This window comes from Sphingobacteriaceae bacterium GW460-11-11-14-LB5 (genome assembly GCA_002151545.1).
Classification (GTDB): Bacteria; Bacteroidota; Bacteroidia; order Sphingobacteriales; family Sphingobacteriaceae; genus Pedobacter.
This window is the reverse complement of record CP021237.1, coordinates 241,775-267,779: the sequence shown is the minus strand read 5'-3', so window position 1 is coordinate 267,779 and position 26,005 is coordinate 241,775. Positions and strand designations below refer to the sequence as shown.

18 protein-coding genes are annotated in these 26,005 nt (G+C 40.0%); 3 read left to right on the top strand and 15 right to left on the bottom strand.

The features are described 5' to 3' along the window. Positions 1-45: 45 nt before the first annotated feature. Positions 46-2,514 carry a PIG-L family deacetylase gene (locus tag CA265_01045; GenBank protein ID ARS38349.1) on the bottom strand — a complete coding sequence of 823 codons (2,469 nt, stop codon included), beginning with the start codon at positions 2,512-2,514 and terminating at the stop codon, positions 46-48. 190 nt (positions 2,515-2,704) lie between these two features. Between CA265_01045 and CA265_01040 the strand changes: the two genes are divergently transcribed. Further along, positions 2,705-4,042, top strand: a complete 1,338-nt coding sequence (locus tag CA265_01040) for a sigma-54-dependent Fis family transcriptional regulator (protein ID ARS38348.1) — start codon at positions 2,705-2,707, stop codon at positions 4,040-4,042. 88 nt (positions 4,043-4,130) lie between these two features. On the opposite strand, the gene CA265_01035 is transcribed toward CA265_01040, so the two are convergent. Continuing rightward, positions 4,131-4,589 carry a hypothetical protein gene (locus CA265_01035; protein ID ARS38347.1) on the bottom strand — a complete coding sequence of 153 codons (459 nt, stop codon included), beginning with the start codon at positions 4,587-4,589 and terminating at the stop codon, positions 4,131-4,133. Between the two features lie 40 nt (positions 4,590-4,629). Between CA265_01035 and CA265_01030 the strand changes: the two genes are divergently transcribed. Next, positions 4,630-6,264 (top strand): ABC transporter substrate-binding protein, encoded by a 1,635-nt coding sequence (locus CA265_01030; GenBank protein ID ARS38346.1) that lies wholly within the window; start codon positions 4,630-4,632, stop codon positions 6,262-6,264. A 52-nt stretch (positions 6,265-6,316) separates the two neighbouring features. Here the strand turns inward: CA265_01030 and CA265_01025 are convergent, their stop codons facing one another. From CA265_01025 to CA265_00985, 9 genes are all read right to left on the bottom strand, one after another. Then, positions 6,317-8,767 (bottom strand): TonB-dependent receptor, encoded by a 2,451-nt coding sequence (locus CA265_01025; protein ARS38345.1) that lies wholly within the window; start codon positions 8,765-8,767, stop codon positions 6,317-6,319. A gap of 208 nt (positions 8,768-8,975) precedes the next feature. Further along, entirely contained in the window at positions 8,976-10,214 is a 1,239-nt protein-coding gene (locus CA265_01020) for a cyclopropane-fatty-acyl-phospholipid synthase (protein ID ARS38344.1), read from the bottom strand. A gap of 10 nt (positions 10,215-10,224) precedes the next feature. After that, entirely contained in the window at positions 10,225-11,037 is an 813-nt protein-coding gene (locus CA265_01015) for a hypothetical protein (GenBank protein ARS38343.1), read from the bottom strand. 228 nt (positions 11,038-11,265) lie between these two features. Next, entirely contained in the window at positions 11,266-12,513 is a 1,248-nt protein-coding gene (locus CA265_01010; protein ARS38342.1) for an NADP transhydrogenase subunit alpha, read from the bottom strand. Between the two features lie 96 nt (positions 12,514-12,609). Further along, a complete protein-coding gene (locus CA265_01005; GenBank protein ARS38341.1) occupies positions 12,610-13,641 on the bottom strand; it encodes an SAM-dependent methyltransferase in 1,032 nt (343 codons plus the stop codon). Between the two features lie 46 nt (positions 13,642-13,687). After that, a complete protein-coding gene (locus CA265_01000) occupies positions 13,688-14,485 on the bottom strand; it encodes a hypothetical protein (protein ID ARS42841.1) in 798 nt (265 codons plus the stop codon). Positions 14,486-14,577: 92 nt separating this feature from the next. Further along, positions 14,578-14,907 (bottom strand): hypothetical protein, encoded by a 330-nt coding sequence (locus CA265_00995; GenBank protein ID ARS38340.1) that lies wholly within the window; start codon positions 14,905-14,907, stop codon positions 14,578-14,580. A 579-nt stretch (positions 14,908-15,486) separates the two neighbouring features. After that, complete coding sequence (locus CA265_00990) at positions 15,487-16,215, bottom strand: acyl-CoA desaturase (GenBank protein ARS38339.1); 729 nt, start codon at positions 16,213-16,215, stop codon at positions 15,487-15,489. 141 nt (positions 16,216-16,356) lie between these two features. After that, on the bottom strand, positions 16,357-16,854 hold the full coding sequence (locus CA265_00985) for a phosphoheptose isomerase (GenBank protein ID ARS38338.1): 498 nt from the start codon (positions 16,852-16,854) through the stop codon (positions 16,357-16,359). 270 nt (positions 16,855-17,124) lie between these two features. Here CA265_00985 and CA265_00980 point away from each other — a divergent pair, with 270 nt between their 5' ends. Beyond that, the gene (locus CA265_00980) at positions 17,125-18,291 is read left to right on the top strand and encodes a hypothetical protein (protein ID ARS38337.1); all 1,167 of its coding nucleotides are present in this window, start codon (positions 17,125-17,127) and stop codon (positions 18,289-18,291) included. A 246-nt stretch (positions 18,292-18,537) separates the two neighbouring features. Here the strand turns inward: CA265_00980 and CA265_00975 are convergent, their stop codons facing one another. The 4 genes from CA265_00975 to CA265_00960 all read right to left on the bottom strand — a co-directional run bounded on the left by CA265_00975 (position 18,538) and on the right by CA265_00960 (position 25,865). Then, positions 18,538-19,413: a hypothetical protein gene (locus tag CA265_00975; protein ARS38336.1), complete on the bottom strand. Its 876-nt coding sequence runs from the start codon at positions 19,411-19,413 to the stop codon at positions 18,538-18,540. A gap of 255 nt (positions 19,414-19,668) precedes the next feature. After that, positions 19,669-20,700, bottom strand: a complete 1,032-nt coding sequence (locus tag CA265_00970) for a hypothetical protein (GenBank protein ID ARS38335.1) — start codon at positions 20,698-20,700, stop codon at positions 19,669-19,671. Between the two features lie 128 nt (positions 20,701-20,828). Further along, positions 20,829-22,718, bottom strand: a complete 1,890-nt coding sequence (locus CA265_00965; protein ID ARS38334.1) for a RagB/SusD family nutrient uptake outer membrane protein — start codon at positions 22,716-22,718, stop codon at positions 20,829-20,831. A 3-nt stretch (positions 22,719-22,721) separates the two neighbouring features. Further along, positions 22,722-25,865: a SusC/RagA family TonB-linked outer membrane protein gene (locus tag CA265_00960; GenBank protein ID ARS38333.1), complete on the bottom strand. Its 3,144-nt coding sequence runs from the start codon at positions 25,863-25,865 to the stop codon at positions 22,722-22,724. Positions 25,866-26,005 lie beyond the last annotated feature (140 nt).

Below are 26,005 nucleotides of genomic sequence, written 5' to 3'. Positions count from 1 at the left end.
CGAGTAATATATACCAGGTATTCCAGTTTTTAAATTGATTTTTCATCACTTCCCTGCTGATAAAAAGTTAAAGAACAACCTGGCTGCACCAACATTCCCGGCAGGCAATTGTCTGAAAAAGGCTAAAGGTGTATAAATAAAATTCCCTTTACCGTATCTGGCATAAAGTGTCGACCCCTGAAGCGGTTCTTCATCCGTATCGTGCATCTCGAAAAGTGGTTCATATTTAGCATCCCATTTATCAGGAAAATAAGCACCACGCTCCTGCACCCAGCCTTTAAAATCATCAGCGGTAATTTTATTCGGATAGTTTAACAGTTTATGCTCAGGTTTCAAAAATTTAACCTCAGCATTTTCTTCAGTCACCCTTTTACCACTGATACTGAACGGATAAATACCAAAATCCTGCAGGGCCATATCCTGTGTGGTATTGTACTGCATCACAATCGTTCCACCGTTTTCTACGTAACTCCGTAAAGCAGTTTGCCAGTTTTTAATTCTTTTTTCGGTATTGATTACCCTTACTCCTGTTACCACGGCATCGTAGCTGGCCAGCTTGGCCGTGTTTAGAATATCTGCTTCGGTCAATACATCCACCTGTAAACCTGCCTGTCTTAAAAATTCGGGAATCAGATCTCCTGCCCCTTCAATATATCCAACCTTTTTTGCCAGCACTTTTACATCGCCTTTAATCAACCATGTTGTGGCCGGAACAAAATACTGCAGCGTCGGCAAATGAGGATATTGAATTAATACCTGTCCTTTCGAATATTCATTCGCTTCTGATGAAAAAACAGCTTCCAGCTTATTCTGGCTGGTTTTAATTTTGGCTAAATCTTCAACCGGGAGAAGAAAGTTCATCGTATTAATGGTATTCTCGGCCAGGTTGATCCCCTGAAAAGTTTTCACTACCTGGTTACCAATTTTGAAACTCACCTTGCCATAATTAATGTTCTTATTGGCCTTTAAGCGAAGGCTAACATTTAAAACTTCTTTTTCTTTAGCAAAATAAACCGGCTCGCTAAAACTTAAATCGAGTGCTGGGATGATCCTCAGGGCTTCCACAACATCACCTTTAACAGGATCTAATTTTTTATAAGATAAAGGCAATCTGATCTCAAATTTTTCCGATTCGATTTTCAGCGACAATAACACATTAACGGGCGATTGCATTTCGGGAAGTCCGATTAAAGTATCATTAGCCACACTGAATGTTGCCGCATTTTTTGCAGGCCGGGCCAGCCAATAAGGTTCAGTAAGCGCCGCATCTGCAGGAATCTGGATTTTACGTTCAATGGTAATCAGCGAATCGTTAGCAAGCTTTCTATTTAAATTATCCGTTTGATTTAACCAGTTCACACTTTCTACAGTTATCGGAGTAGCCGATCTTGAAATTAAGTTTAAACGGAAATTATAACTGTTACCGGCAATCGCTTCAGGTTGATTGGTTACCACCTCGCCCATAAAACCTACACAGCTTAAAATGATGTTATCGATAGCCGTTAGTTTATCTTTTCTCAACGCTACATCCTGCAGTTCTGCAATTTTCTTTCTCAGCATCAACAGTCCGTGCAGGCTTTTATCAGGTTGATTATAATTGAACGATAATAGTATAATATCAATCAGTTCATCAATATCGCCTATACCTTTGTCTGACCAGTTGACACTTAACCCATCAAAAAGCGTTCTCCTGGCAGGATCGCCTAAAACATGGGTAAAATAATCGGAACGTACACCAGCCACCGATTGTGTTCCTGCCCCCTGACTTTTATGTAAACTCCGGCTTAATCCCGCTAATTCACCATAACCCATTCCCAACTGTGCATCGTATTGACCAACTGTGGCCTTTAATTGATTTTCGGCTGTGGTATTAACAGAGCCAAACCTAAAGGTATTCCATAACAATCTTTTGGGTTGCCAAACAGAAACATATTTAAGCTGGTTTGGAAACATATTTTTATCGGCAGCAGCCTTAAATGCTTTTTCTGCAACAACCGCTGAAGCAGCATGTTGTCCGTGCCCCGCAGCTGCAGTTGGCGGAAAACGGCAAATGACCACATCAGGCATGAATTTTCTGATCACCCAAACCACATCGGCAGTAATGCTATCTGCATCCCATTGTTTAAAAGTATCATTCGTATTTTTAGAGAAGCCGAAATCAATTGCCCTGGTGAAAAATTGTTGCGCACCGTCTAATCTGCGGGCTTCCAAAAGTTCATGTGTTCTGATCAGGCCTAAAGCTGCGCCTTGTTCAGTGCCCAAAAGGTTTTGTCCACCATCTCCCCTTGTCAGCGACAAATAAGCCGTTTCTACATTTTGATCGTTGATCAACCAGGATAATAAACCAGTATTCTCATCATCAGGGTGAGCAGCCAGATATAAAACTTTCGGAAGATGTTTTAACGTTTTTATCTCTCTATAAATTTCTGAAGATTTGGATGGGCGTACTTGTTGGGCAGCACAAAAAACAGCCGGAAAGCAAAATATGAATATTGCGGTTAGTCTCTTAAACATAGAATTTGTTTTGCAAAAACCAAATATGCTTAAAAAGCTTTTACTTTAATGCTTCGGAAACGAAAAAGGTACAAAATAAGTCCGGAGTCGGCAGTCTGAAGTCCGGGGCTTAAACACCAAGCCGTTTATTTTATCCACCTCATCATCTTTCGATATTTTTATACTTAATATTGCAGCATAAATTTTACCTATGAATGGCATGGTGCTCATCATCGATGATGAAAAGAAAATCTGCAGTTTACTTTCCAGGATTATAGAATTAGAGGGTTTCAAAACCTTGCAGGCCAACACTGGAAAAGAAGGCCTTAAATTGCTTAAAAACAACGATGTAAGCATTGTAATCAGTGACGTAAAACTACCTGATGTTAATGGAGTTGCATTGGTTAAGGATATTAAAGCTATTAAATCTTACGTCGAAATTATAAATCTTACGGCTTATGGCACCATTGCCGATGGCGTTTTGGCTATTAAAAACGGCGCATTTGATTACCTCGTAAAAGGCGACGATAACGACAAGATTATTCCGCTTTTGTACAAGGCGATGGATAAATCAAATCTGCAACGCCGGGTTTCTGACCTGGAAAACAAAATCGCAAAAAAACATAGCTTCCAAACCATTATTGGTCAATCAAAGTCTTTAATGGAAGCGATTGATCTGGCGAAAAAAGTGAGTGCAACCGATACTACCGTTTTGTTATTGGGCGAAACAGGAACTGGAAAAGAAGTTTTCGCGCAATCTATTCATTACGAGAGTCCGAGGGCTGCAAAACCCTTCGTTGCCCTAAATTGCAGTGGTTTTAGTCCTGATTTACTGGAAAGCGAATTATTCGGATACAAAGCCGGCGCTTTTACAGGTGCCAATAAAGACAAAAAAGGACTACTGGAAGAAGCAAACGGGGGCACATTGTTGCTGGATGAAATTGGTGAAATGAACCTCGATTTACAGGCAAAATTATTGCGTGTACTCGAAAGCCAGACTTTTATCAAGGTGGGTGATACCCAAACACAACAAGTAAATGTTCGGATTTTAGCCGCCACCAATAAAGATTTAAAAGCTGATGCGGCATCTGGAAAATTCCGTTCCGATCTCTATTACCGGCTTTCGGTTTTTACCATCACCTTACCCCCGCTACGCGAGCGCAAAGCAGATATCCCTGCATTGGCAAAGTATTACCTGAAAGAATTTGCGGATAAGGTAAACCGGTCTACACCAAAAATGGATGATAAAATCTTATCCTTATTGAGCGATCATAGCTGGAAAGGAAATATCAGGGAACTTAAGAATGTGATTGAACGTTTGGTCATCCTGTCAGATGGCGATACCTTAAGCGTTACAGCCTTGCCTCCTGAATTTTTTGAATTTGCACCAATAGAAAACGATTATAACCTGCAGCAGATAGAAAAACAGCACATCCAAAAAGTACTCATCCATACCAAAGGGAATAAAACGGAAACTTCACGATTATTGGGTATCGGCTTAACCACACTTTACCGTAAAATAGAAGAATACCAGATTAGGGAAATTTGAGCGAAGGTTGGAGATTGGAAAAGTTGAAAGATTTTGGGTAGAAATACTGGCCCATTATCCCTCTTCCATCATCCATTTTACATTATTCCTATGCGCCAAACCTGATCCATTTATCACCTTCGTGGCCAAAGATAAAAGAACCGGGGTGTAACATTTCGGCAATATCTTCTATGAGTGAAACCGCATTTTCGGCCGTTCTTTCGCGGTTAACATCATCATTCAATAAAATGATACGGTTATTTTGCACGGCTTGCCAATTGGTATTTAATGCCGTAGGCACTTCTCTCATTAAATCGGTTAACGTTTTACCGGGTTGATAATAAATAATAAATACAGCACTAAGGATGTCAGTCTCTAGCATTCCGCCAGCCAGCGAAATTTCTTCTGATAAAAAATAAGCCGGATTGTTGTCCGTATCTAAGCAGGCGACAGGCATTTTATCCATAAATTTAATCTTGTGCTCCACTAAATCTAAACGTTCCTGTAATTCTTCCTGTTTAGCCGCATCAAGGCCAATAAATAAATCGTTTAAAAAAGACATCTGCATTAAATTTATTAATTTGTGCAAAAATAACATTCCTGATCGCATGCGAGGCTCATTTAATTATATATTTTGTCTTTTTTGTATAAGCTTATTCTTTTCATGTAAGGAGCATGCTGATCATCAAGACAAAAAAGTCTTCAATATTAATCTCGATCAGGGGCTAACCTCCATCGATCCGGCATTTGCGCGCAACCAGAATGCGATCTGGATGACCAACCAGATTTTTAATGGTTTGGTACAAATCGATTCCTCCTTGCAAACATTGCCCTGTATAGCCAAAAGCTGGCAGGTTTCGGAAGATGCGTTAACCTACACTTTTAACCTGCGCAATGATGTTTACTTTCATGATGATCCTATTTTTAAGAACGGTAAAGGACGGAAAGTTATAGCAAGCGACTTTGTATACAGTTTTTATCGCTTAATTGATCCAAAAGTAGCCTCCTCAGGCGGGTGGATTTTTAGTGATAAAGTAAAGGATAAACATAATTTTATCGCCTTAAACGACTCTACTTTCCAGATCAGACTGGTCCGTCCTTTCCCACCGTTTATGAGTTTACTCACTACGCAATATTGTTCTGTTGTGCCCAAGGAAGTTGTAGAACATTATGGTAAAGATTTCAGGAGTCATCCTGTCGGTACAGGCCCTTTCAAATTTAAATACTGGAAGGAAGGCGAGATACTGGTGCTTTTAAAAAATGACCATTATTTTGAAAAAGATGCCAAAGGAATGGCACTACCCTATCTCGATGCCGTTAAAGCCAGTTTCATTACCGATAAACAAAGTGGTTTTATGAGTTTCCTGAAAAAGGATCTTGATTTTTATTATAATGTAGATGGCAGCTACCGCGATGATATCCTGACCAAAAGCGGAAAAATGACTTCAAAATACAAAGGAAAATTTACATTAACCAAAAGCCCATACCTGTGTACCGAATATGTGGGGATATTGGTAGATACCAATCTTTCGATTGTGAAGAAATCGCCATTGCGCTTAAAAAAAATCAGGCAGGCCATTAACTATGCGATCGACCGTGACCGATTAATAAAATACCTAAGAAATGGCATTGGCGTAGCGGCAACCTCTGGTTTCATTCCCAAGGGTATGCCCGGTTTTGACAGCTTGGCCGTTCGGGGATATGCCTATAACCCAAAACTTGCCGCTAAACTTTTAGCAGAAGCAGGTTTCCCGGAAGGGAAAGGCATGGGAGAGGTAACCTTAAATACTACTACAACATATAAAGACCTGATCGAATTTATTCAGGGCGAGCTTACTGCAGTAGGCATTAAAGCTAAAATTGATGTAAGCCCAAGTGCCAGCCTAAGGGATTTAATGTCGAAAAACAGTGTAAACTTTTTCCGTGGTTCCTGGCTGGCCGATTATGGCGATGGCGAGAACTTCCTATCTATGTTTTACTCCAAAAACAAAGTCCCTTATGGACCGAATTATACCGCTTTTTACAATAAAACATTCGATCAGTTATTCGAGAAAAGCTATTACGAAACCGATAACGAAAAACGCTTTGAGCTTTACCGCAAAATGGATCAGATGGTAATGGATTATGCCCCGGTTGTTCCGCTTTTCTATGATCAATCGGTGGTAATGCTTCAAAATAACATTAGCGGGTATTCTTTCAATCCATTGAGTTTGATGATTTTAAAACGGATAAAGAAAAACTAAAAAAGCCTCCCGATTTGATCGGGAGGCCTGAACTATATATTTAGATTGGGTTTTATTGTTGAACGCCGCCCATACCTCCTTGTTGCTGATCCTGCTTAACATCGTCGTTTTTGATCTTTTTCTTTTCTGTAAATTTCAATTTACCGAATGAGTAGCTAAAATTAACACCAAAAGAACGCAATGGGTAATAAATATTGGTACTTTGATAAAGTGTACTTGTTTTATTGCCGAGCGTAGTTACAGAGTTATTTACCGTTTTAATATGTAAATCGCGGGTAAATGGATTTAAGGTATTAATTCCTATTGAACCTTTTTTATTCAGTATATCTTTCTTGAACGATGCTCCATAAAATACCATGGCATCTGTTTTACCCTGGTAAGTTCTTCTTGGTGAATTTACCACACCAAACAATTCGAAATTGTAACCTTTACCAAAACCATATGCAGAACGGCCAAAGATGTTATAATTTAAATAGGTACCTGTGCTTACATTTGTTAATGAATTGCTCACCTCGTAGGTATTAACCCCAAGGTTAGTCATCAAAGTCCATTTTGGTTTTGGGTTATAAGAAGCAAAAACGTTAGCTCCGTAAGTTTGCGCTACGCCCACATTAATATAGGTAGATAATGTTTTTTCAAAGCCGTTTTCTTTTAATGGAATTATAGAACTTTCGATTACTCCACCTGTACGACGATAAAATACTGATGCATTAATTACAGATCCTTTAATAAAAGTTGAATAACCCAGCTCAAAATTATCACTTAACTCAGGGCTTAACGTCGGCTCTCCCTGACGGATATTAAACTGATCGCTCTCATTACGGAAAGGATTTAAATAAGCTAAACTTGGTCTTTGTACCCTACGGTTATAGCTTAGTTTTAAAGTTGCATTTCCCTTAAGTGTTTGAGAAATGATTGCACTTGGAAATAAGTTAAAGTAATCGTTTTTTTGGATGCCCGCTTTAGCAGTATTAAAATTGATACTGGTATATTCAGACCTTAAACCACCTTTAAAATTTAATTTTTTGCTCAGTTTAAAGCTGATTACCCCATAGGCAGAGGCTACATCTTGTTTGTATTCAAAATCCTGGTTCGCATCATTAGAAAATTCACTATTGATGTTCCTGAAAATCCCTTTTGCACCAACCTCCAAAGTAGTGGATTTGTTAAACGGATAGGTATAATCTGTTTGTATGGTGTATTCTTTATTTTTACCTGTATTGTTATTATTTACAGCAGGGAACGAACTACCGATAATTTCATTCTGGAATTCTGTTGTATTCCTCCCAGAAGATAATTGACCAGAAATAGTAAATTCTTCCCCTTCTTTTTTGGTCGTATGTTTATAATCAACATTCCAATCGAAATTATTAAAGCCCATATCCATATCACTTTTATTTTTAAAAGGCATGCCATTTAAAACATAATCAGCGCTTCCCGGGCCTCCGTTTGAAAAGTTATTGTATTTTAAATTGGTACTTACATTATTGTAGGCGTTAAAATCATAATCAGCACCAAAACCACCATTATATCCTTGACGGCTCCATTTAGATACCCCGTCCTGAATAATGTTAGTGATGGTTGTTTTCCCGATAGTGTCGGTACGTGTATTATTTTCGAATAAAACTCTCGAATCCTGAGCATAAGCTAAATTGGTACCCAAACTTGCGTTTACGCTTAACCGGCCGGTTTTAGCAGTTAAATTAAAAGCGCCGTTATTTTGACGAGTACCGGCAGCTACATTTACTGTTCCACTTACCCCTTGAGCATTTGATTTTTTAGTAATGATATTGATGATACCACCCGAACCTTCTGCATCATATTTTGCAGATGGACTGGTAATTACCTCCACACTTTTAATTTGTTCTGCAGGGATCATTTTTAAAGCATCAGCAACACTGCTTGCCATGGTTCCGGAAGGTTTACCGTTGATTAATACACGAACTGCGCCACCGCGTAACTGAACATTTCCGTCAACATCAACCGAAAGCATTGGTACCTTACGCATTACATCAGTAGCATCGCCACCTGCATTTGTTCCATCCGCTTCGGCGTTATAAACCATCCTATCGATTTTATTTTCGATAACGGCTTTGGTTCCCTGCACCTGAACATCGGCCAAAGTATTTTCGCTTGATGATATATAAATTGTACCCATATTATTATCGGGTTTTGATGGCGTAGTGGTCACCAAAACAGATTTTGTTTTGTAACCCATAAAACCGATCATTAATTTATATGAATCAGGTGACACATTTTGTAAGCTTAATTTTCCTTTTTCATCAGTTACACCACCATTAACAGATTTATTATCCTTTGTATTAATTAACGATACCGTTGCATAATCAATTGGTTTTTTAGTTAATGAATCGAGTATAGTAGCAGTAATACGTCCGGTAACAGTAGATTTTTTTGCTCCTCCACCAAAGCCGCCACCCGTAAACTGGGCATGTGCGGTAAAAAATAGTCCTAGGGTGAAGGTAAGTAGTAGAAGTTTTTTCATGTTAAAAGTTAGTCTTTTGTAATTAGTCTACGCAAATTGCATTTTGTTACAATTATAACCTATACTTTTCACTCCAACTCTTTTAATTAGTCGGCAAACACTACGCTTTTATCGGTAAAAGGAATCATAGGGGATGGAAAATGGGAAAAGGAAGATGGGAAAGTTAACTTACATTTTCCATCTTACCTCATCCATCTTACCTTACACATTATCTCGAAATATTATTCGGCCTTGAATAAACCATTTGCATAACATTAATATTCCGCATGGCAAAGGCTGCCTCGCAATAGTTCAAATAATAATTCCACTTGCGGATAAAGGTGGTATCAAAACCTAATGCCTTAACCCGCTCAAGGTTCTTATTAAATTCGATAAACCATAAATGTAATGTTCGGGCATAATCTAAGCCCATATCCTTTAAATCAACAAGTGTTAAATCTCCGGTTTCATTTATCGCTTTATTTATCGCCGCTACCGAAGGCAAAAGTGATCCTGGAAAAATGTGCTTCTGAATCCAATCAACCCCGTTTCTTAATTTATCATACCTGCTATCAGGCGAGGTAATGACCTGAAAGGCAAAAATTCCATCGGGTTTTAATAACTCCTGGCATTTTTCGAAATAGGTCTCCAGGTATTGGTGGCCAACCGCTTCGAGCATTTCGATGGAAACAATCTTATCAAAAGTACCTTCAATTTTACGGTAATCCTGAATCAGGATAGTTACCTTATCGGCTAAACCTTCAGCCATTACTCTTTCAATCGCTAACTTCTGCTGTTCTTTCGATATCGTAACCGAAGTAACTTTGCAGCCGTAATTTTTAGCTAAGAAAATGGCATTACCACCCCAACCGCTTCCGATTTCCAGAACATGGTCGGTGGCTTTGATTTTTAGCTGCTTCGCCAATCGATCGTACTTGGCATATTGCGATTCTTCTAAACTTAAGTGCTCCGGAGAAAAGTAACCGCTAGAATAAGTCATGCTTTTATCGAGAAAAGTAGCGAAGAAATCGTTGTTGAGGTCATAGTGTTCTGAAATATTTTTTTGCGATCCGGCCAGTGTATTCGCCCTGCGCACATGGTAAATTTTATTCACCCATTTAAAAAGGTTTAATGCCATAGATTTTACTTTGCTCCCGGTAACAGAAGGTGCATTTTCGATATTTAGGATTACCCATTTAATTACGTTAGTGATATTCGTCGTATCCCACAAACCAACTGTATAAGCTTCGCCAAAACCAATATCGCCATAAAGTGCTATTGATTTAAAAAAATCGGGGTGATTGACCTGGATATTTGCTTCAATTTTATGTTCACCATTACCAAAAACCAGCATTTGTCCGTTGGGCAATGATAGCTCTAATTTGCCCAGGGTCATTTTAGAAAGTGCATTAAGCACTACTCTTTCAAAAAAACCTGTAGATGTTTTGGTAGCGGTAAGCGTATTCATAATCTTCAATCTATTTTATTTGTGGTTTATAGGGCTTATATACGTTACGTTGTAGCTCAGGGTTTTCGGCTTTTGGGTGAAAAGGTATTTTTTTTACCCAAAGTTTAAAAGCCTGCCAGTGGATCATGCCCATTATCTGCAATGGAATTAGTGGAATGGAGAAAAAATACTTCAGCATATTGCTGTTGGTTAAGGCTTTTTTCGCTCCCTTTAAGGTACTGATAAAAAACAGATTACCATTTTTATCCAGGTCATCAATTTTAATATCGAGTGTATCCACCGGTACTTTTAATTTAAAATCGAAGGTATCATCATGATCTATAAATGGGGAAACATAAAAATATTTTGTGGTTATTTTTTTGAAAGTATCGCCCTGCAATTCGTCTTTTCCAAAGAAAAAAAGTTTCATTTCCCGGTAGGTATTACTAATTTCTGCCACGCAACAAACCGGATTGTGCTGTTGGTCGAAACAATAGTAAAAAGAAACCGGATTAAAATTATAGCCCAAAACGTTAAGATTGGTAAGCAGTTTTATTTTCAGCCTAGCACCATCTACCCCGTTTTCTCTTAAATAATCTTCTAAATGCTGACGGGTATTTTTAGTTTGATCGGGATTATCTTTTGGTAATTGAAGGTGTTCTGCATCCCGAAAAGAAAAGAGGTTAAATTTATTATGGCTAAACCAGCGAAGCTTTTTACTCAGCAGGTCCAATTCATCCAGATCGATATAGAACATATACACCCTGTACCAAAAAGAATGTTTTTTTGGCGCTAAGCGATGGTGCATCACTTTTGCGGTATATATGCTTGATGTGAATTCCATTATATTACAATTTACGAAATTTATAGTTCATGTCTCCATTTTGAGTTCGTCATTTCGAGCGAAGTGCAACGCAGTCGAGAAATCTATATCCAGGGCGCGCTCGCTAACTTAACGTCATTCCCGCGCAGGCGGGAATCTTAATACAAGATACAAGCCAGACTAAAGCGTTACGATTATCTTCGATGGGCAATCGTGATTCCCAATCAAGTTGGGAATGACGTAACTACTCTATAACTCTATGCATAAATCAACCGCACTTTTGTACGCATCTTCATGAAAACCATATTTAAAATAGCTACCACAATAATATATCGGTCCCTTATCGTTTAACTTGTGCAATTGCGCTTGCGCCTGCATGGCCGAAACATCAAACAAAGGATGATGGTAATCGATTTCTTTAATAACCTTATCAGGGTTTAAGGTTCCGGTCGGGTTAATGGAAACAAAGTAATTTTGTTTTTTAGAAACACCCTGCAGGTTATTCATCCAATAAATGGTACTCGGCAATAACTTATCGCCCTGTTTTTCTACGCGGTAATTCCAGCTACTCCAGGCTAACCTGGCTTCAGGCATCTGTTTTTCATCGGTATGTACCACTGCTTTATTCAATTGATATTTGAATTTAGAAAGCAGTTCAGTTTCTAAATCCGTTTTATCTTTCACAATTTCGAAAGTCTGGTCGGCATGAGTAGCCATAATCACCTGATCGAATTCGAATACTTCACCTTTATCGTTTTCGACTTCAACTTTACCGTTCTCTAATCGTTTGACTGAAATAATTTTATGGTTGATTTTAATCCGATCGCGGAAAGGTGCAATCAGTTTTTCACGGTAGGACTGACTACCATTTTGCAGGGTGTACCACTGATGCTGGGTATCTAAACCCAAAAAGCCATGATTTTTAAAGAAACGGATGAGGGTAACGGCAGGGAAATCCAGAATCTGTTCCATTGGCGCACTCCACACTGCAGCACTCATCGGAATCAGGTATTGCCAAAGCATATCATCGCTGTAACCAAACTCCTTAAAAAACCTTCCAATAGAATAATCCTGATATACTGGATTATCGAGAATCTCGACACTTTGTTTGTTGAAACGATTAATCTGTATCAGCATTTTCAGGTAGGAAATGTTAAACAGGTTTTTGCGTTGCGCAAATAAATGGTTTAAACCCGAACCGCTATATTCTAACTTTTTAGGCAGAAACTGAACACTGAAAGACATATCGGTTTTAATGACCGGTGCATCGATTTCTGCAAACATTTCAGTCAGGTTTGGGTAAGTCTGATAGTTAAAAACCATAAAACCAGTATCCAGATAAATAGGTTTACCATCCTCTTCTAGTGTGATCGTATTGGTATGTCCGCCAATATAACCGGCTTCTTCGAAAAGCGTAATATCATATTTGTGTTGCAGTTTATGGGCACAACCCATGCCTGCTATTCCTGAGCCAATGATGGCGAGAGTTTTCATAATGAAAAATGTAAGATGGACAATGTAATATTGATGACGGAAGATGTGAGATGGAAGATGGAAATTTAGCAGCCATCATTTTCCATCTTACCTCTTACATTATTTATTCTTTTCAAATAAATAATGGCACACCATCCATTCATTCCCTTTATTGTAATTGAACAGTTCGGCGCAGGACATGTAAAATAACCGCCAGTAAACCCACCATTTTACCGCCTGATCTTTACCGTAGGTCGTTTCTAAAATAGGCATGATTTCCTTTTTATGTTTGTCCATATTGCTTAACCAGGCTTCGGAGGTTTTACCGTAATTGGTTCCATTTACTACCCAATGTTTATCGATCTTGAGGTCGTCGTTAAAGTAAAAAAACAGGTGATTGGAAGGCATAATACCGCCTGTAAAAAAGTATTTACTCATCCAGTCGGTTTCGTCAATCACCTCAAACTTGTAAGCTAGGGTTTTGTGGGTAAATATGTGCACGAATAACTTGCCATCAGGTTTCATAAAGGAAGCCACCTTGTTTAACAGGAATTTATAGTTACGCATGTGCTCAAACATTTCTACCGAAACTACCCGATCGAATGTATCGGCTATCGTAAACGTATTCATATCGGCAGTTAAAACCGTTAGGTTCTGTATGCCGCGCTGTTTCGCCGTTTCATCAATAAAAATTTTCTGTGTAGCAGAATTAGATACGACGGTAAAAGTACTCTCCGGAAACTTTGCCGACATATAAAGCGAAAGCGAGCCCCAGCCACAGCCCAGTTCCAAAACATTTTGGCCATTCTGCAAGTCGGCCCTTTTGCAGGTTAGGGCCAGCATATCATCCTCCGAGGTATCTATATCTTTAACGCCTGCTTTCCAGTAACCACTACTGTATTTTAAGTTTTTGCCAAGGCAATACTGAAAAAATGCGGTAGGTAATTCATAATGCTGTTCGTTGGCATCGGCCGTATTTACCGCGATAGGCGATTGTTTAAGCTCGGCAACCAGGTCCATAAATTTTTCCTGCTGTAATTCTTCGTTGCCCAGCGTTTCATCATCCAGGCGTTGTTTGCATAATTTTCTGATGCCGATACGCAATGCCGTATCCGGAAGTTTGTCGTTTTCTAAAAGTTTATCGTACCACATTTTAAGGTAGAAGGTTAAAAGGTTTAAGGGTTTTTGAAGAATTCAATTATTTCTTCTTAAACCACGGAAAAAAAGCGCTCGTTGTTTGTTGATATTTCTGATAAGCTACAGGTTTGCTCCGTAGGTTTTGCTCTTCATTATTCGGAACGCCGGTAACCCGGGTTAATAAATACAAAATAATAGCAGGGCTGATGATCGCCAGAATACCCCAGGGCGAGGCCAGGGCAAAAATGAAATAAGCCATCCAGGTTAACCATTCGAAAAAATAGTTTGGATGCCGGCTGTAGTACCATAATCCGGTATCGCACACTTTACCTTTGTTACCCGGATCTTTTTTAAATGCAGCAAGCTGCCTGTCGGCAATCATTTCACCAAAGAATGCAATTACCCAAACCGCAGCGCCAATATATTCTAAACCAGAAATAGCTTGTGAAGGATTGGCCGTAATAATAAAAAACGGAATGGCCAGGATAACATTGGATATCGCCTGAAATTGAAAAAATATAAAGAAATTCCGGTCCGCTTTGTCGCCCCATTCTTTACGAAGTTGCGCATACCGCCCCTCTTCTTCATCTAAATGACCAATAACGCGCTGCCAAAGGTGCATACCCAGCCTGAGCTCGGCGATTAAAAACATACCACAGATTAAAATTTTGCGGGGATCAAATCCGTCCGACAGAAAAAAAGTAATCAGCGTAATTACCGGAAAATTCAACGCCCAAAAAACATCAACTACTCCGGCATTTTTGATTTTCTTTGCCCAGAGCCAAACCAGGCCCATAATTAAACAACAGGCAATAAGAGAGATGAGGGCTATAATAAGTAGATGTTTGGTTTGCTGCATAAGGTTTAAGGTAAAAGGTTTAAGGCCAAAAAGCCCAACGAGCAAGCTTATTAAACTTCAAAGCAAAAGCCCCACACCCTCAATCCTACATCCTATGCCTTAATCAGTAATTCTTTAACACCTTCGCCATCTTTTAGTTTGAATAAATGCACCAAAACATAGGCTAAGGTTGCTATGCTACCTAAATATACGAACAAAATGGTCATAGAGATTTTAAGAATAATGCTTTTTTCTTTATAAAACATCCAAAGGGTGATAATGAAGATGTTAGCATAAAAATCCCACAATGTGGCGCGCATCCAGGGGATGCTGCCTAGAAAGTCCCATTGATCGAACAGGTTACTCTCCAGTGAGGTAGCAATTACCTTATAACACATAAAAACCAACAAGGCTGAGAAAACAATTTTGAGGAAGTTGATCATCGGAATGGAAATTTATTTAAAACAGATTGCCCTATATACGGTAAGATAAGCAAAAAGGATTTTATTGTAAAAACCCCGGGATATTCTCCGTGATTTCCGTGCATCCGTAGCTAAAAGTAAATGTGTGTTTTGAAAAGCATGTTGCTGTTTGTTTCGGCTAGGGCAGTCCCGCCATTCGCTACAATCTTTTTGAGGTACTTTTGCGCGGGCACCAGGTATTTGGCGCTTATGAACAGCTGCTTCATGCCTCAGCATCGGCGCGTATTAAAGTTGCTGCAAACAAAAAGGATTTTCGCTGCTGTCGGGTTTAGATGGGGTAAAACTGTGCAAGAAACAGCATCGAAGGAGAATCATCAAATGAAATTTATACTATTCCTTTAACGGGCTCAAGATGACAATTTGCACCGTTAATTCCGTGATTTCAATGGTTCCGTGGCGAAAAAAGACAAGGCCTATTGAGTGAACCAAATAGGGCAAAAAAAATGGTCTGTGAAGACACAGACCTTATAATTGTGTAGCAACCCTTTGCTTACGCTCAGGGTAGCAAATTAATTAGCTAAATATGTTTTCAACCTCTCCTTAAACCTTTCTGATCTTAATAATACGCATCCAGTGCAATACCTTCATTACCGGATAGGTTGGATCAAATTCCCACCATTTGGTAGCAAAGTTAGGACTGTTTGGTTTTTTGTGGTGGTTGTTCTGAAAAAGCTCACCCATCAGCAAGAAATCCCAGGGTAATGAATTTTTGCTATGGTCGTCGTTATCGTGATTTGAATAGCCATATTTATGACCACACCAGTTTACAATTGCGCCATGCAGCGGTCCCATTAAAAAGTGAATAGGCAACAATAAATACATCCACCAGTAATTGGCAAAAGCCACATAAAAGCCGATATAAAACAGCCCGCATGCAATTCTCCAGGCCCATGAATTTCCAATCTTATCAACCATCGGCCATTCAGGATAATTCCCCTGAAAAGCTGGTTCTGGCTGTATCTTAAATTGCAGGTAATTCATGTACATATTTTTCGTTGCAATCATCATCCCGAAAACATCCTTAAAAAAATGTGGAGAATGTGGATCTTTCTCTGTGTCGCTGTAAGCGTGGTGCATCCGGTGCAGAATGGCATATGCACGCGGGTTTAAAAATGAAGAACCCTGCGAAATCAGCAATACCAGGTAGAAAAACCGTTCCCAAAAAAGCTCCATTTTAAACATCTTGTGTGATGAGTAACGGTGAAGGAAAAAGGTTTGGCTAAACAGGGATAAAAACCAATGGCAAAGAAAAAAAATGAAGATGATCATGTATGGGGTGTATGCTATATAAACGTATTTTGAGGGCGTTTAGTTTTTCATGGTGTATAAAAACTAGGCTGGTTTAAGCGTTTAGACAAAAAGAATCCTGTTCCAGGGTATAGAACAGGATTCCATTTTTAAATTATTTTATTATCTGCCGAAATCGTCTTGAACACGTACGATATCGCTTTCATCTGATGGGTTTGAAGCATCAGTATGTTGCCATATTTCAGCCACAACACCCCAGTCTTCCAAACCAATTAAACGGTGGCGTTCGCCTTGTTGTAATTTGATCTGGTCTTTTGGTGCGTATTTTTTCACTTCACCTTCTTCATCTGTTTGGCTGGTTTTGATACCAACTGTACCCGTAACCACTTGCCAGATTTCAGCTCTGCGGTGGTGATATTGCCACGAAAGACGTGTATTTGGTGCAACGATTAAAATTTTCGGGCTTAATTTACCACCAATTTTAAGGTCTTCAACATTTAAACCATCAAAATAAGTATCGGCAAATTGTTGCGCCTGCGCTTCGTCTATTACAAAGAAACCACCCCAAGGACGGGTTTCATCACGGTTTACTACATTAAAACCTTCAATTTTTAAACGTTGTGCTACGCTTTCGAATATTTCTTTTTTGTCGTTTGTCATTGGTAAAATATTAGTTTTTCTAATGATTGTCGAGGCGCACAGGTATGAATTAGTCGCCTGTGTGGTTCTATAATTTGGCGCAAAAATAAGCCTAATAAATTAAAAAAGCCTTCTTGCGCCTTTTATTTTTTTAAACTCAATTTACGAATTGTCTTAAAACCCGCCTATACACTGGTTAAAGGCTGTAAAATTACTGATAAAAACCTTTTAGTAAGTGTGATATCCCCCTTTGCTTTAGTATGTTTGATGAACAATAAATAGCTGCTAAAAATGATCCAAAAATTCGTTACCTATATTTTCTTTTTTCTTGTTTTTACCCAAAAAATTGCTGCTAAAGTTTACCTTATCAGCAGTGAAAAGGAATTGAAGGCAATTGAATCTATTTTGGTTCCGGGCGATGAAGTAGAAATTAAAAATGGAAATTATAACAATTGGGCGATAGCCATCAGCGCTAAAGGTAGCCTGGCCAAACCGATTATTATCCGTGCAGAGAAATCGGGATTGGTTACTTTTTCAGGGAGCATTACTAAACCGGTTTTTAAAATTTCCGGAGATTATATTTTTATAAAGGGGATTAATTTCAAAAATGCGGTACTAAGCAAAACGGGTGTGCTCATTGAACTAAACACCAGCAATAATTGCAGGATATCAGGCTGTAATTTTTCTGCAAATCAAGTTCAATCGCAGTTTACGCCCTTGGTAATCGTATCAGGTAATGGCAGCAATAATGTTATAGATGGTTGTAGTTTTGTGGCAAATGTCGATAACCAGGATGTGCAGGTTAAAATCACCAAAGAATCTTATCCGAAATTTACGCTGATTGAAAATAATATTTTTAGTGATAAAGTGAAGGTGAGCTGGCCAAACGGTAATGGTGGTGAGTGCATACAGGTAGGTCAAGACCCGGTATTGCTGGGAAATCAGCGTCCCGAAAGTACTGTACATAAAAACAGGTTTATCCACTGTAATGGCGAAAACGAAGTGATCAGCAATAAAAGCAGTGGCAATAAATACCTGAACAATTATTTCGAAGATAACGACGGGGAACTGGTGATGCGTGGCGGACATAATTGTGTAATTGCCGATAATACATTTAAAGGTGGTACAGGCGGCATTAGGATTAATGGAACGGGGCACATGGTGATCAATAATAAAATTGATGGCATCCAAACAGCCATTCGGTTAATGTATGGCATGGCAAAAGGAAAAGAAGAAATTGGTTTTTATATCGCAGCAAGCAATTGTACGATAAAAAATAACACCCTATCGAATGCCACAACCGGGATATTGATTGGCGATAGTAAGGATGCAGACTGGACAGGGAAATTCGATATTAAAAGATACCCTTCACCAGTAATGCAAAGTGTTGCTCCTTTTGACAATATCATTGGGGAGAACCGTTTTAAAAATGTAAAGGCTGAAGTGGTAAAGCGGTAATTGATTAAAAAAGGGATTTTTTAATTACTCATTGGATGCGATTGTCATGTCGAGATAAACAATTAAAGCACATAAACTGTTTAAAAATTGGCAAAAGGTCGTCATTTCGAGCGGAGTGCAACGCAGCCGAGAACCACGTAGTGCTCAGCGAAGCTAAATCTAAATACTATAGATCTCTCCATTTCGCTGCGCTTCAGTCGAGATGACGACTTTATTTAAGGATTCTATACTTGATAATCTTTTAAATTACTGAATCTTATTCACCACAAGATCATCGAAATAAATATAGCTGGTTTGGCTTGAGCCCCAAACGGCTACATCTTTTCCACCTCTAAAATTGTGGAATGATAACCTCTTAATCAAACGTTGTGCATCGTTGGTCGTCCAGCGGATAGATTGATCCAATACCGTTGTTCCATTGATGATTACTTGTACCTGTCCATTTTTATTCGATCCGGTATTGCTTTTCACATAAAGATGAACGGTATAAGTATCGCCTTTTACCAGGCTACCCGATGAAGGGTAAGACTTGCCGAAGGTATCGCCGCAAGGGCCAGCCATATCTCTGTGGTAAACATAGGGCTGAAAAAACACACGGCTACCGGTATTGTACCACATTAAGCGTAAACTTCCTCCGTTTCCGTCGCTGGCAATGTCGCATCCGGTATTACCCTCCCCAATCAGGAAGCCGAAGCCAACTTTTCCACCCCTGCTCCAATCGAACTGGCTATGGAAACGTACTTTAAAGGTAGCCTCGTATGCTGAACCATCTGATATGTCAGCACCTGCGATTAAACCATTTGAAACAGAATTAGGTGCAAGGGTAGCCCTGGCCCAATTACCCGAAATGTAGGCCCTGCTTTCGTTCCAGCCCGTTAAGGTCGCGCCACCAAAATCGGCACTGGCTTCGCCATAAGTGTATGTCCCATCGGCATGGGTAAAACCGGTATTGATGCTACTTGGAATAGCTTCTGTAGTCGCTTTGGCATTTGATTGCGCGGCAACATCGATGTTTTCGGGGATTGATTCTGCTACTTTTTCTTTCTGGCAACCATAAAGGCTAAGGGAAAATATAAGCACTAGTGATGCAATAAAATGCGTTGAATTCATTTTCTGACTCATGTTAATTTTAGTTTAGATTTAAATTTGGTTAGTGATTTTTTTTCGGGTGAAATGCAATATCCTATCCTTGATAGTTTATTACGGATTTAATTTGGTCGCTGTTTTTTATTCTTGGGTTAGCTTGATCTGATACCCTAACCTAATCAAAAATGTAATCCCAAACAGACGACAACGACCTTAAAAACAGCTAAATGGGGTTTAACTGATGTTACAACGATTGAAATATTTTCGATTAAAGTATTAGAAAACCTTGTTTTATAATATGGCGTAAGATTCGTGGATTTTTAAACTGCAGTTCACAATTACTTTTTTATAATCCCTGGCTTCAATATCGCCATTAATGAGTTTCACCAGCAACATAACAGCCTGTTCGCCTAAGGCCTCGGGATTTTCTTCGATCGAAGCAATTGGCGGAGTGCTGAGATAAGTTATAATGGGATCGTTACCGAAACCAATACATTCGAGTTTTTTAGCATAAGGATGCTCAACCGAACGCAAAAATTTAATCGTATCGAACAACAACTTTTCTTTAAAAGCCACTAAAGCTGTCGGTCCGTTTTCAGGATCGTTAAAAAGGTTTTTAATGGCCGCCAGGGTATTTTCATCATCAAAATCGGTATAGGCCACATGGTTGGCATTAAAAGGGATTTCGTTATCCTTAAGTGCATTAATGTATCCGGAGAATCGATCGTGACTGAAATTAACCATTTTTGGTCCGCCCAGGTAAGCTACTCTTTTATGCCCGCGGTTAATCAGGTACTCTGTAGCCATATAACATCCCTGGTGGGTATTACCTAATACTTTATGGCAGTTAAGGTTAAAGCTCGGATTGCGGGTATAATAAACCACAGGGATCCCGATTTTCTCGAATTGATCGAGGTGGGCGAAATCAGAGGTATGTTTGGAAATGGCAACAATTAACCCATCAACCCTCGATCCTAAAAGCGTGGCCGCAGCGGTCACCTCCATTTCAAAATTATCGTGCGATTGACTGATAATAATATTGTAACCGTTTGTTGTAGCCAGCTGTTCCATGCCATAAATGCTACGCGTGAAGAAATGGTCGGAAAGATTGGGCAGTATAATGCCAATAATCCTCGATTTACGGTCTCTAAGCCTTAGCGCAGAAATATCGGGCGTAAAATTTAATCTGGCGGCGAGTTCTTTTACCCGAAGCCTGGTACTCTCTTTAATCCGTGGATAATCTTTTAACGATTTGGAAACGGTAGAAATAGACAGCTTTAATTCTTTTGCAATTAATTTTAATGTAACAGGTTTATTTTCCATAGGTAAAGGATGTTTAAGCGTTACAATGTGGTTAGCGTTTGGTGCCTCGTAACCTTTTACAGGTTAGGGATTAGGGGTTAGTGTTTATTATATATAACTAAGCACTAACCCGCTAAACAATTAACTATCTATGGAATCTTATCCAGGGCCGGAACATTGTTTTCATAACCGGTGTACCCTTTATTTTGATTGATGCGGCCTTCTGTATTAAAACGCTGCGCTGCTGCCGGAACCGGCCAAAGCACGTGGTATGGAGAAATCCTGAAATTTACGCCCAATACAGTAGGCACCTTGTTGCGGTAAAAATCATTCTTTTCGATAATCCTGTCGTAAAAGAAATTATTATCAGAGAAAGAGGCAAGGTTATAGGTTTTTCCGTTGTAGGCAGGCTTTCCAGTCGTTGCGAAGATATAGGCAATGCGGGTAAGTTCTGTTTTTCGCGGCTCCTCATAAAACAGCTCTCTTGCTCTTTCATCCAGTATGGTGCCGATGTTAATTGCCGAAGCATCGGTTAGCAAAGCTGCATTGGCCCGCGAGCGTACCTGGTTTAAATCTGCCATGGCCAAAGCAAGGTTGCCTTTCCAATAGTAAGCTTCAGCCCTTAACAGATAGGTTTCGGCCAAACGGAAGATATACCAGTCGGTATTGGTTCCTCTTGGCGGCGTCCAATATTTATCAGCCGCAAGTGCATTGGTAGAATTGATAAAAGTTTTATAGTGTGGCCAGCCGAAAAAATGGCGGATGGTATCTAAACCTTTGTTCAGAAACATGTTATTTACATTGCCGGGGGTCACATCTACCAGAGGTTTGCCATATAACGCTCTTTCAGCAACGTTACTTCCTGTTTTAATAGCAGGATTGTTATACACCAGGTCGGTCATGTTCATCCACATGCCTGGGGCGTGGCGGTAATCGGTATTATCTGTCCAGATGTTTTTGGTACTATAGGCGGTACCACGGTAGCGCCCAATCCCTCTGCCGTACATTAAAGTTAAGGGTATTTCTACATTAACGCCATCAACAATGGCCTGGGTGGCACCAGATGGTGTTTTCAAATTGGCAAAATGCCAGGCAGGTACGCAGTTACGCATTACCTGCGATCCCAAATCGGTAGCACCTGCAAGCGTTTCTCTGTCGATGGTTAAAAAAAGTGCCTCACGGTTGGCAGGAATGGCCTTGTTATCCATCCGGTGCAAATCCCAAACCACATTTTTACTGGCATCACCAGCGGTACTCCCGAAACGGTTCCGCATTAAGCTATACGTCCCACTGTTGATGACATTGTTGGCTGAGGTGATGGCTGCATCAAAATCACCCAAAGCAAGGTTAACTTTGGTCAGCAGGTGGCTACACGCACCTTTGGTAACATCACCACGATCTACATTATCTTTCAACCATTTTTCGGCAAATAAAAGATCTTCCTGCATTTTTTTTAATATCACCTCACGGCGGGTAGAAAAATAATCCAGTTTAGGGGAGGTGATATCTTTTAAATTCAATGGCACATCGCCAAATTGGTGTACCAAACGATAATAGTAATAGGCACGATAAAAATAGGCAGCACTAAGAATAGCATTTTTTTCGGCCTCATCTTTATAGGTTACATTGTCGATATAGGTAATAACGGTATTGGCCATACGTACCCCTCTAAAACCTTCAGTCCAGTAAAACCCGATCCTGTTAAAATCGGGGTTATCCAGGTTGGCATCCGGTGTTATCCGGGTATCCATATCCTGGGCTTGTGTGGTTTTATCCGTTGTTCCATCTACAGCAACTTCCGAAAAGATAGATTCGGTAACGATCGGTGCCATATCGCCTGTAAATTCTCTCCTCACATTGGCTCCAATGCCTGCAATAGCCGCTTTCATCGCCGCTACACTCGTTAAAGCGGTTTGCGGTTCCAGTTGCGACAATAATTCTGAATCCAGATTTGATTTTTTACATCCATTTGCCGACAGCAGAAGGGCCAGGGCCACAAACGGAATTATTTTTTTATATGTGATATTCATCTTCTTCATTTTTTAAAGGGTAACATTCAGTCCGAAAGTGTAAACTCTAGGTGTTGGAACAGGATTTCCGTTATTATCTGCAGTTTGCGGATCCCATTGGTTCCAATTTGGGGCATATACACCCGCATTACTTACATTGGCATATATTTTTGCATTTTGTATCCTGAGTTTGCCCAGAAAATCTTTTGGCAGGCTATAGGCGAGTGCAATGGTATTTAACCTGATGAACGAGCTTTTACGGTAAGCATTAAAACTAACCCCACTTAAACCCGAGTTTAGGCGGGCATAATCATTAAGGGGATTACCTGGTGTCCAATAAGGGATAACATAAGAGCTCGATCGGCCAAAACCTACACTTCCGGGCTGGTTTTTGGTCTGGTTATCGGCCCTAAGCTGTCCCCAGCTTGAGATAAGCTGGAATGAAAAATCGAAATTTTTATAGATATTAAAATCGTTGCGGAACGACCAATTGAACCTTGGGCTTTTGTAGCCGATAAACTGTTTATCCAGATCGTTGTACACATAATTTCCATCCACATCCAATAATTTAAAATCACCTGGCTTAATGCCCTTGTTAAATTTATTGGCTTCTGCTACTTCATTTTCCTGCCATACGCCTAAAATTTGATACTCCCAAATTACATCGATGTCTTTACCAATAAACCATCCGTTACCCGGATCATCATTCGGTGTGGCCAGGCCAACAATTTTATTGCGGTTAAGCGACAGGTTTGCTGAAGTGCTCCAGGTAATATTTCCACCTGTAAAGTTTTTACTGGTGATGCTCAGCTCAAACCCCCTGTTATTTACACGACCTAAATTGGCAATAACATTTGCATAACCCGATGCAGATGACAAGGACTGGCCGATTAAAAGATCTGATGTTTTCTTATCATAAAGTTCAATAGATCCGTTGATTCTATTGTTCAAAAATCCAAAATCCAAACCAAGATTCAACGATTTTGTCTTTTCCCATTCCAGGTTTGGATTACCCAAACGCGGGCTGTTTACCACGGTATTCACCTCTCCTGGTGTACCGCTACCGCTAACGGATTGATACTTGCCTCCGGTTAAAGTCTGGATGGCAACATATGGATCAATGACGTTGTTCGCATCCCTGATTTCTCTGTTTCCATTGATACCGTAAGATAGACGCAGTTTTAAAAAGTCGATCCATTTAACCGGTTTCAAAAAGTTTTCTTCACTTACGGTCCAGGCTACCGCCGCTGCAGGGAAATTAGCCCGTTTTTTAGAGGCTCCAAAAGCAGAATACCCATCTCTACGAACAGAGCCTGTTAAAGCATACCGACCTTTGTACGAATAATTCACTCTGGCCAGTAAAGCATCGCCCGTATAAACTTTATCATCGCTGCTTACGGTTGGTTTATTACCGCTTTGAATGTTATGAAATCCCAATACATCAGTTGGTGCAAAGCCTTCATTACTGGCGATGGTATACCAGGTAGAATATTTCTCGGCATTGACCAATAGCGTTACATCAATGTTATGATCTCTTGCAATAGTCCGGTTCCATTTTAAGAGGTTATCCAGCTGCCAGTTGTATCTGGTTTCCTGTGCCCTTGATGCTGAACCACCAGGTATGGTTACATTTGGATTTTTAGAAGACTGGTGATTAAAGGTGCGGTACTGATCTAAACCCGGACTAAAATTTGCCTGGTAAGTGATCCCAAACGGCAATTGCACTTTGGCATAAAGACTACCGAACAAAGTGCTTTGTTTTTGCAACCTTGAATTATAAGTCCGGTCGAGAAAAGGATTACGGGCATTGAGGCCGTTATCATCGGTAGGGATTCTTCTTAAAGAGCCATCTGCATTATAAAAATCGCCGTAAGGAGATAAATCTGGCAGTTGCGAAAACTGGGCTTCAATAGCTCCCTCATCGCGGTCGGCAAATTGCAGATTCATACCCAGCGTTAAAAACTTAGCCGCTTTACCTTCCAGATTTAACCGGGTACGGAAGGTACTGAAGCCTCCTCCGGCAATAATGCTTTCGTTTTTAAGATAACCTAAGGACATGTAATAGGAAACCTCTTCTTTTTTCCCGCTGAGGCTGAGGGTATGATCCTGGCGTTGGCCGGTAACAAAAAGCATATCGTACCAATCGGTTGTTTTTCCGGCAAGATAATTGGCCTTTTCGTTAGCCAAAAGACCCAGACGGCTTAACCAAAGATCGGTTGGATTGGTGGTGGTTTGCCCGTTTAACCATTGGGTAAGCGTTACGCCTTCTGGCAGGTTATTGGGATCGTTATAAATGTAAGGTGGATTTACCCCGCCACTGCGTTGTACATCGGCACGCCAGTTCAAAAAACCTGGACCATCGTACACAGGTTGATCTTGAGCCAGGGTAGCCATCCCGAAGTTTGTATTTACCGTAATGGTTGGTGCACCGCTTTTTCCTTTTTTGGTGGTAATGGCGACTACACCGGTTGCTGCTTTTGCTCCATAAACCGCAAGCGAACTTGCATCCTTAAGTACATCAACCGATTCAATATCATTAGGGTTAATATCAGACAGCTGACCGATAAAAATAACCCCATCTAACACAATCAGCGGTGTTGTGGTCCCCGTTAGCGTTGTTTTTCCGCGTACGAGCAGATCTCCGCCACCTTTAGCGCTATTGTTAAAACCAACCGTTAAACCCGGGATGTTACCACGAAGGATATCGGTAACACTATTTGGATTTTCGTTTTCCAGCTGCGTGGCTTTAATGCTCGAAACCGCACCGGTAACATCTTTTTTCTGTGCAGTACCGTATCCAATGACCACTACATCGTTAAGGCCTTGTGCACCGTCATCCATCGTAATATTGATGGTGCTTCGCCCATTTAAGGTCACTTCTTGTGTGGTAAAACCGATAAAGGTGAATACCAGGGTTTGGTTGCCATCAGGAACCTTTATGCTATACTTACCCGCAGCATCGGTTAAGGTTCCGACCGATGTATTTTTTACCCTTACGCTTACGCCCGGAAGCGTGATCCCTTTATTATCTTTAATGGTACCCACAATAACGGTTTGGGCAAAAGCGCTAAAACTCCCGGACAGCACCAGCAGCAAAACCGCTAAAATTTTTGCTTTACCTGCGCAGATACGCCCGAGGTATAGCAATACTCCTCTTTGGTTGTAAATTTTACTCATAGTTATAGTTTAGTTAATGATTACCTGTGAAATTTCAGATCACAATAAGTTAATAGCAAATCGGCTGCTGAAATTGAAATGGATATTAGCCTGAAAAAAAAGGAATAACGCTGGCAAATGGCTGCCTTGCTTGACTCTTG

Coding starts and splice junctions, on each gene's coding strand:
- CA265_01045 (ARS38349.1), bottom strand. CDS start 2,514: ATGTTTAAGAGACTAACCGCAATATTCATATTTTGCTTTCCGGCTGTT.
- CA265_01040 (ARS38348.1), top strand. CDS start 2,705: ATGAATGGCATGGTGCTCATCATCGATGATGAAAAGAAAATCTGCAGT.
- CA265_01035 (ARS38347.1), bottom strand. CDS start 4,589: ATGCAGATGTCTTTTTTAAACGATTTATTTATTGGCCTTGATGCGGCT.
- CA265_01030 (ARS38346.1), top strand. CDS start 4,630: ATGCGAGGCTCATTTAATTATATATTTTGTCTTTTTTGTATAAGCTTA.
- CA265_01025 (ARS38345.1), bottom strand. CDS start 8,767: ATGAAAAAACTTCTACTACTTACCTTCACCCTAGGACTATTTTTTACC.
- CA265_01020 (ARS38344.1), bottom strand. CDS start 10,214: ATGAATACGCTTACCGCTACCAAAACATCTACAGGTTTTTTTGAAAGA.
- CA265_01015 (ARS38343.1), bottom strand. CDS start 11,037: ATGGAATTCACATCAAGCATATATACCGCAAAAGTGATGCACCATCGC.
- CA265_01005 (ARS38341.1), bottom strand. CDS start 13,641: ATGTGGTACGATAAACTTTTAGAAAACGACAAACTTCCGGATACGGCA.
- CA265_01000 (ARS42841.1), bottom strand. CDS start 14,485: ATGCAGCAAACCAAACATCTACTTATTATAGCCCTCATCTCTCTTATT.
- CA265_00995 (ARS38340.1), bottom strand. CDS start 14,907: ATGATCAACTTCCTCAAAATTGTTTTCTCAGCCTTGTTGGTTTTTATG.
- CA265_00990 (ARS38339.1), bottom strand. CDS start 16,215: ATGATCATCTTCATTTTTTTTCTTTGCCATTGGTTTTTATCCCTGTTT.
- CA265_00985 (ARS38338.1), bottom strand. CDS start 16,854: ATGACAAACGACAAAAAAGAAATATTCGAAAGCGTAGCACAACGTTTA.
- CA265_00980 (ARS38337.1), top strand. CDS start 17,125: ATGATCCAAAAATTCGTTACCTATATTTTCTTTTTTCTTGTTTTTACC.
- CA265_00975 (ARS38336.1), bottom strand. CDS start 19,413: ATGAGTCAGAAAATGAATTCAACGCATTTTATTGCATCACTAGTGCTT.
- CA265_00970 (ARS38335.1), bottom strand. CDS start 20,700: ATGGAAAATAAACCTGTTACATTAAAATTAATTGCAAAAGAATTAAAG.
- CA265_00965 (ARS38334.1), bottom strand. CDS start 22,718: ATGAAGAAGATGAATATCACATATAAAAAAATAATTCCGTTTGTGGCC.
- CA265_00960 (ARS38333.1), bottom strand. CDS start 25,865: ATGAGTAAAATTTACAACCAAAGAGGAGTATTGCTATACCTCGGGCGT.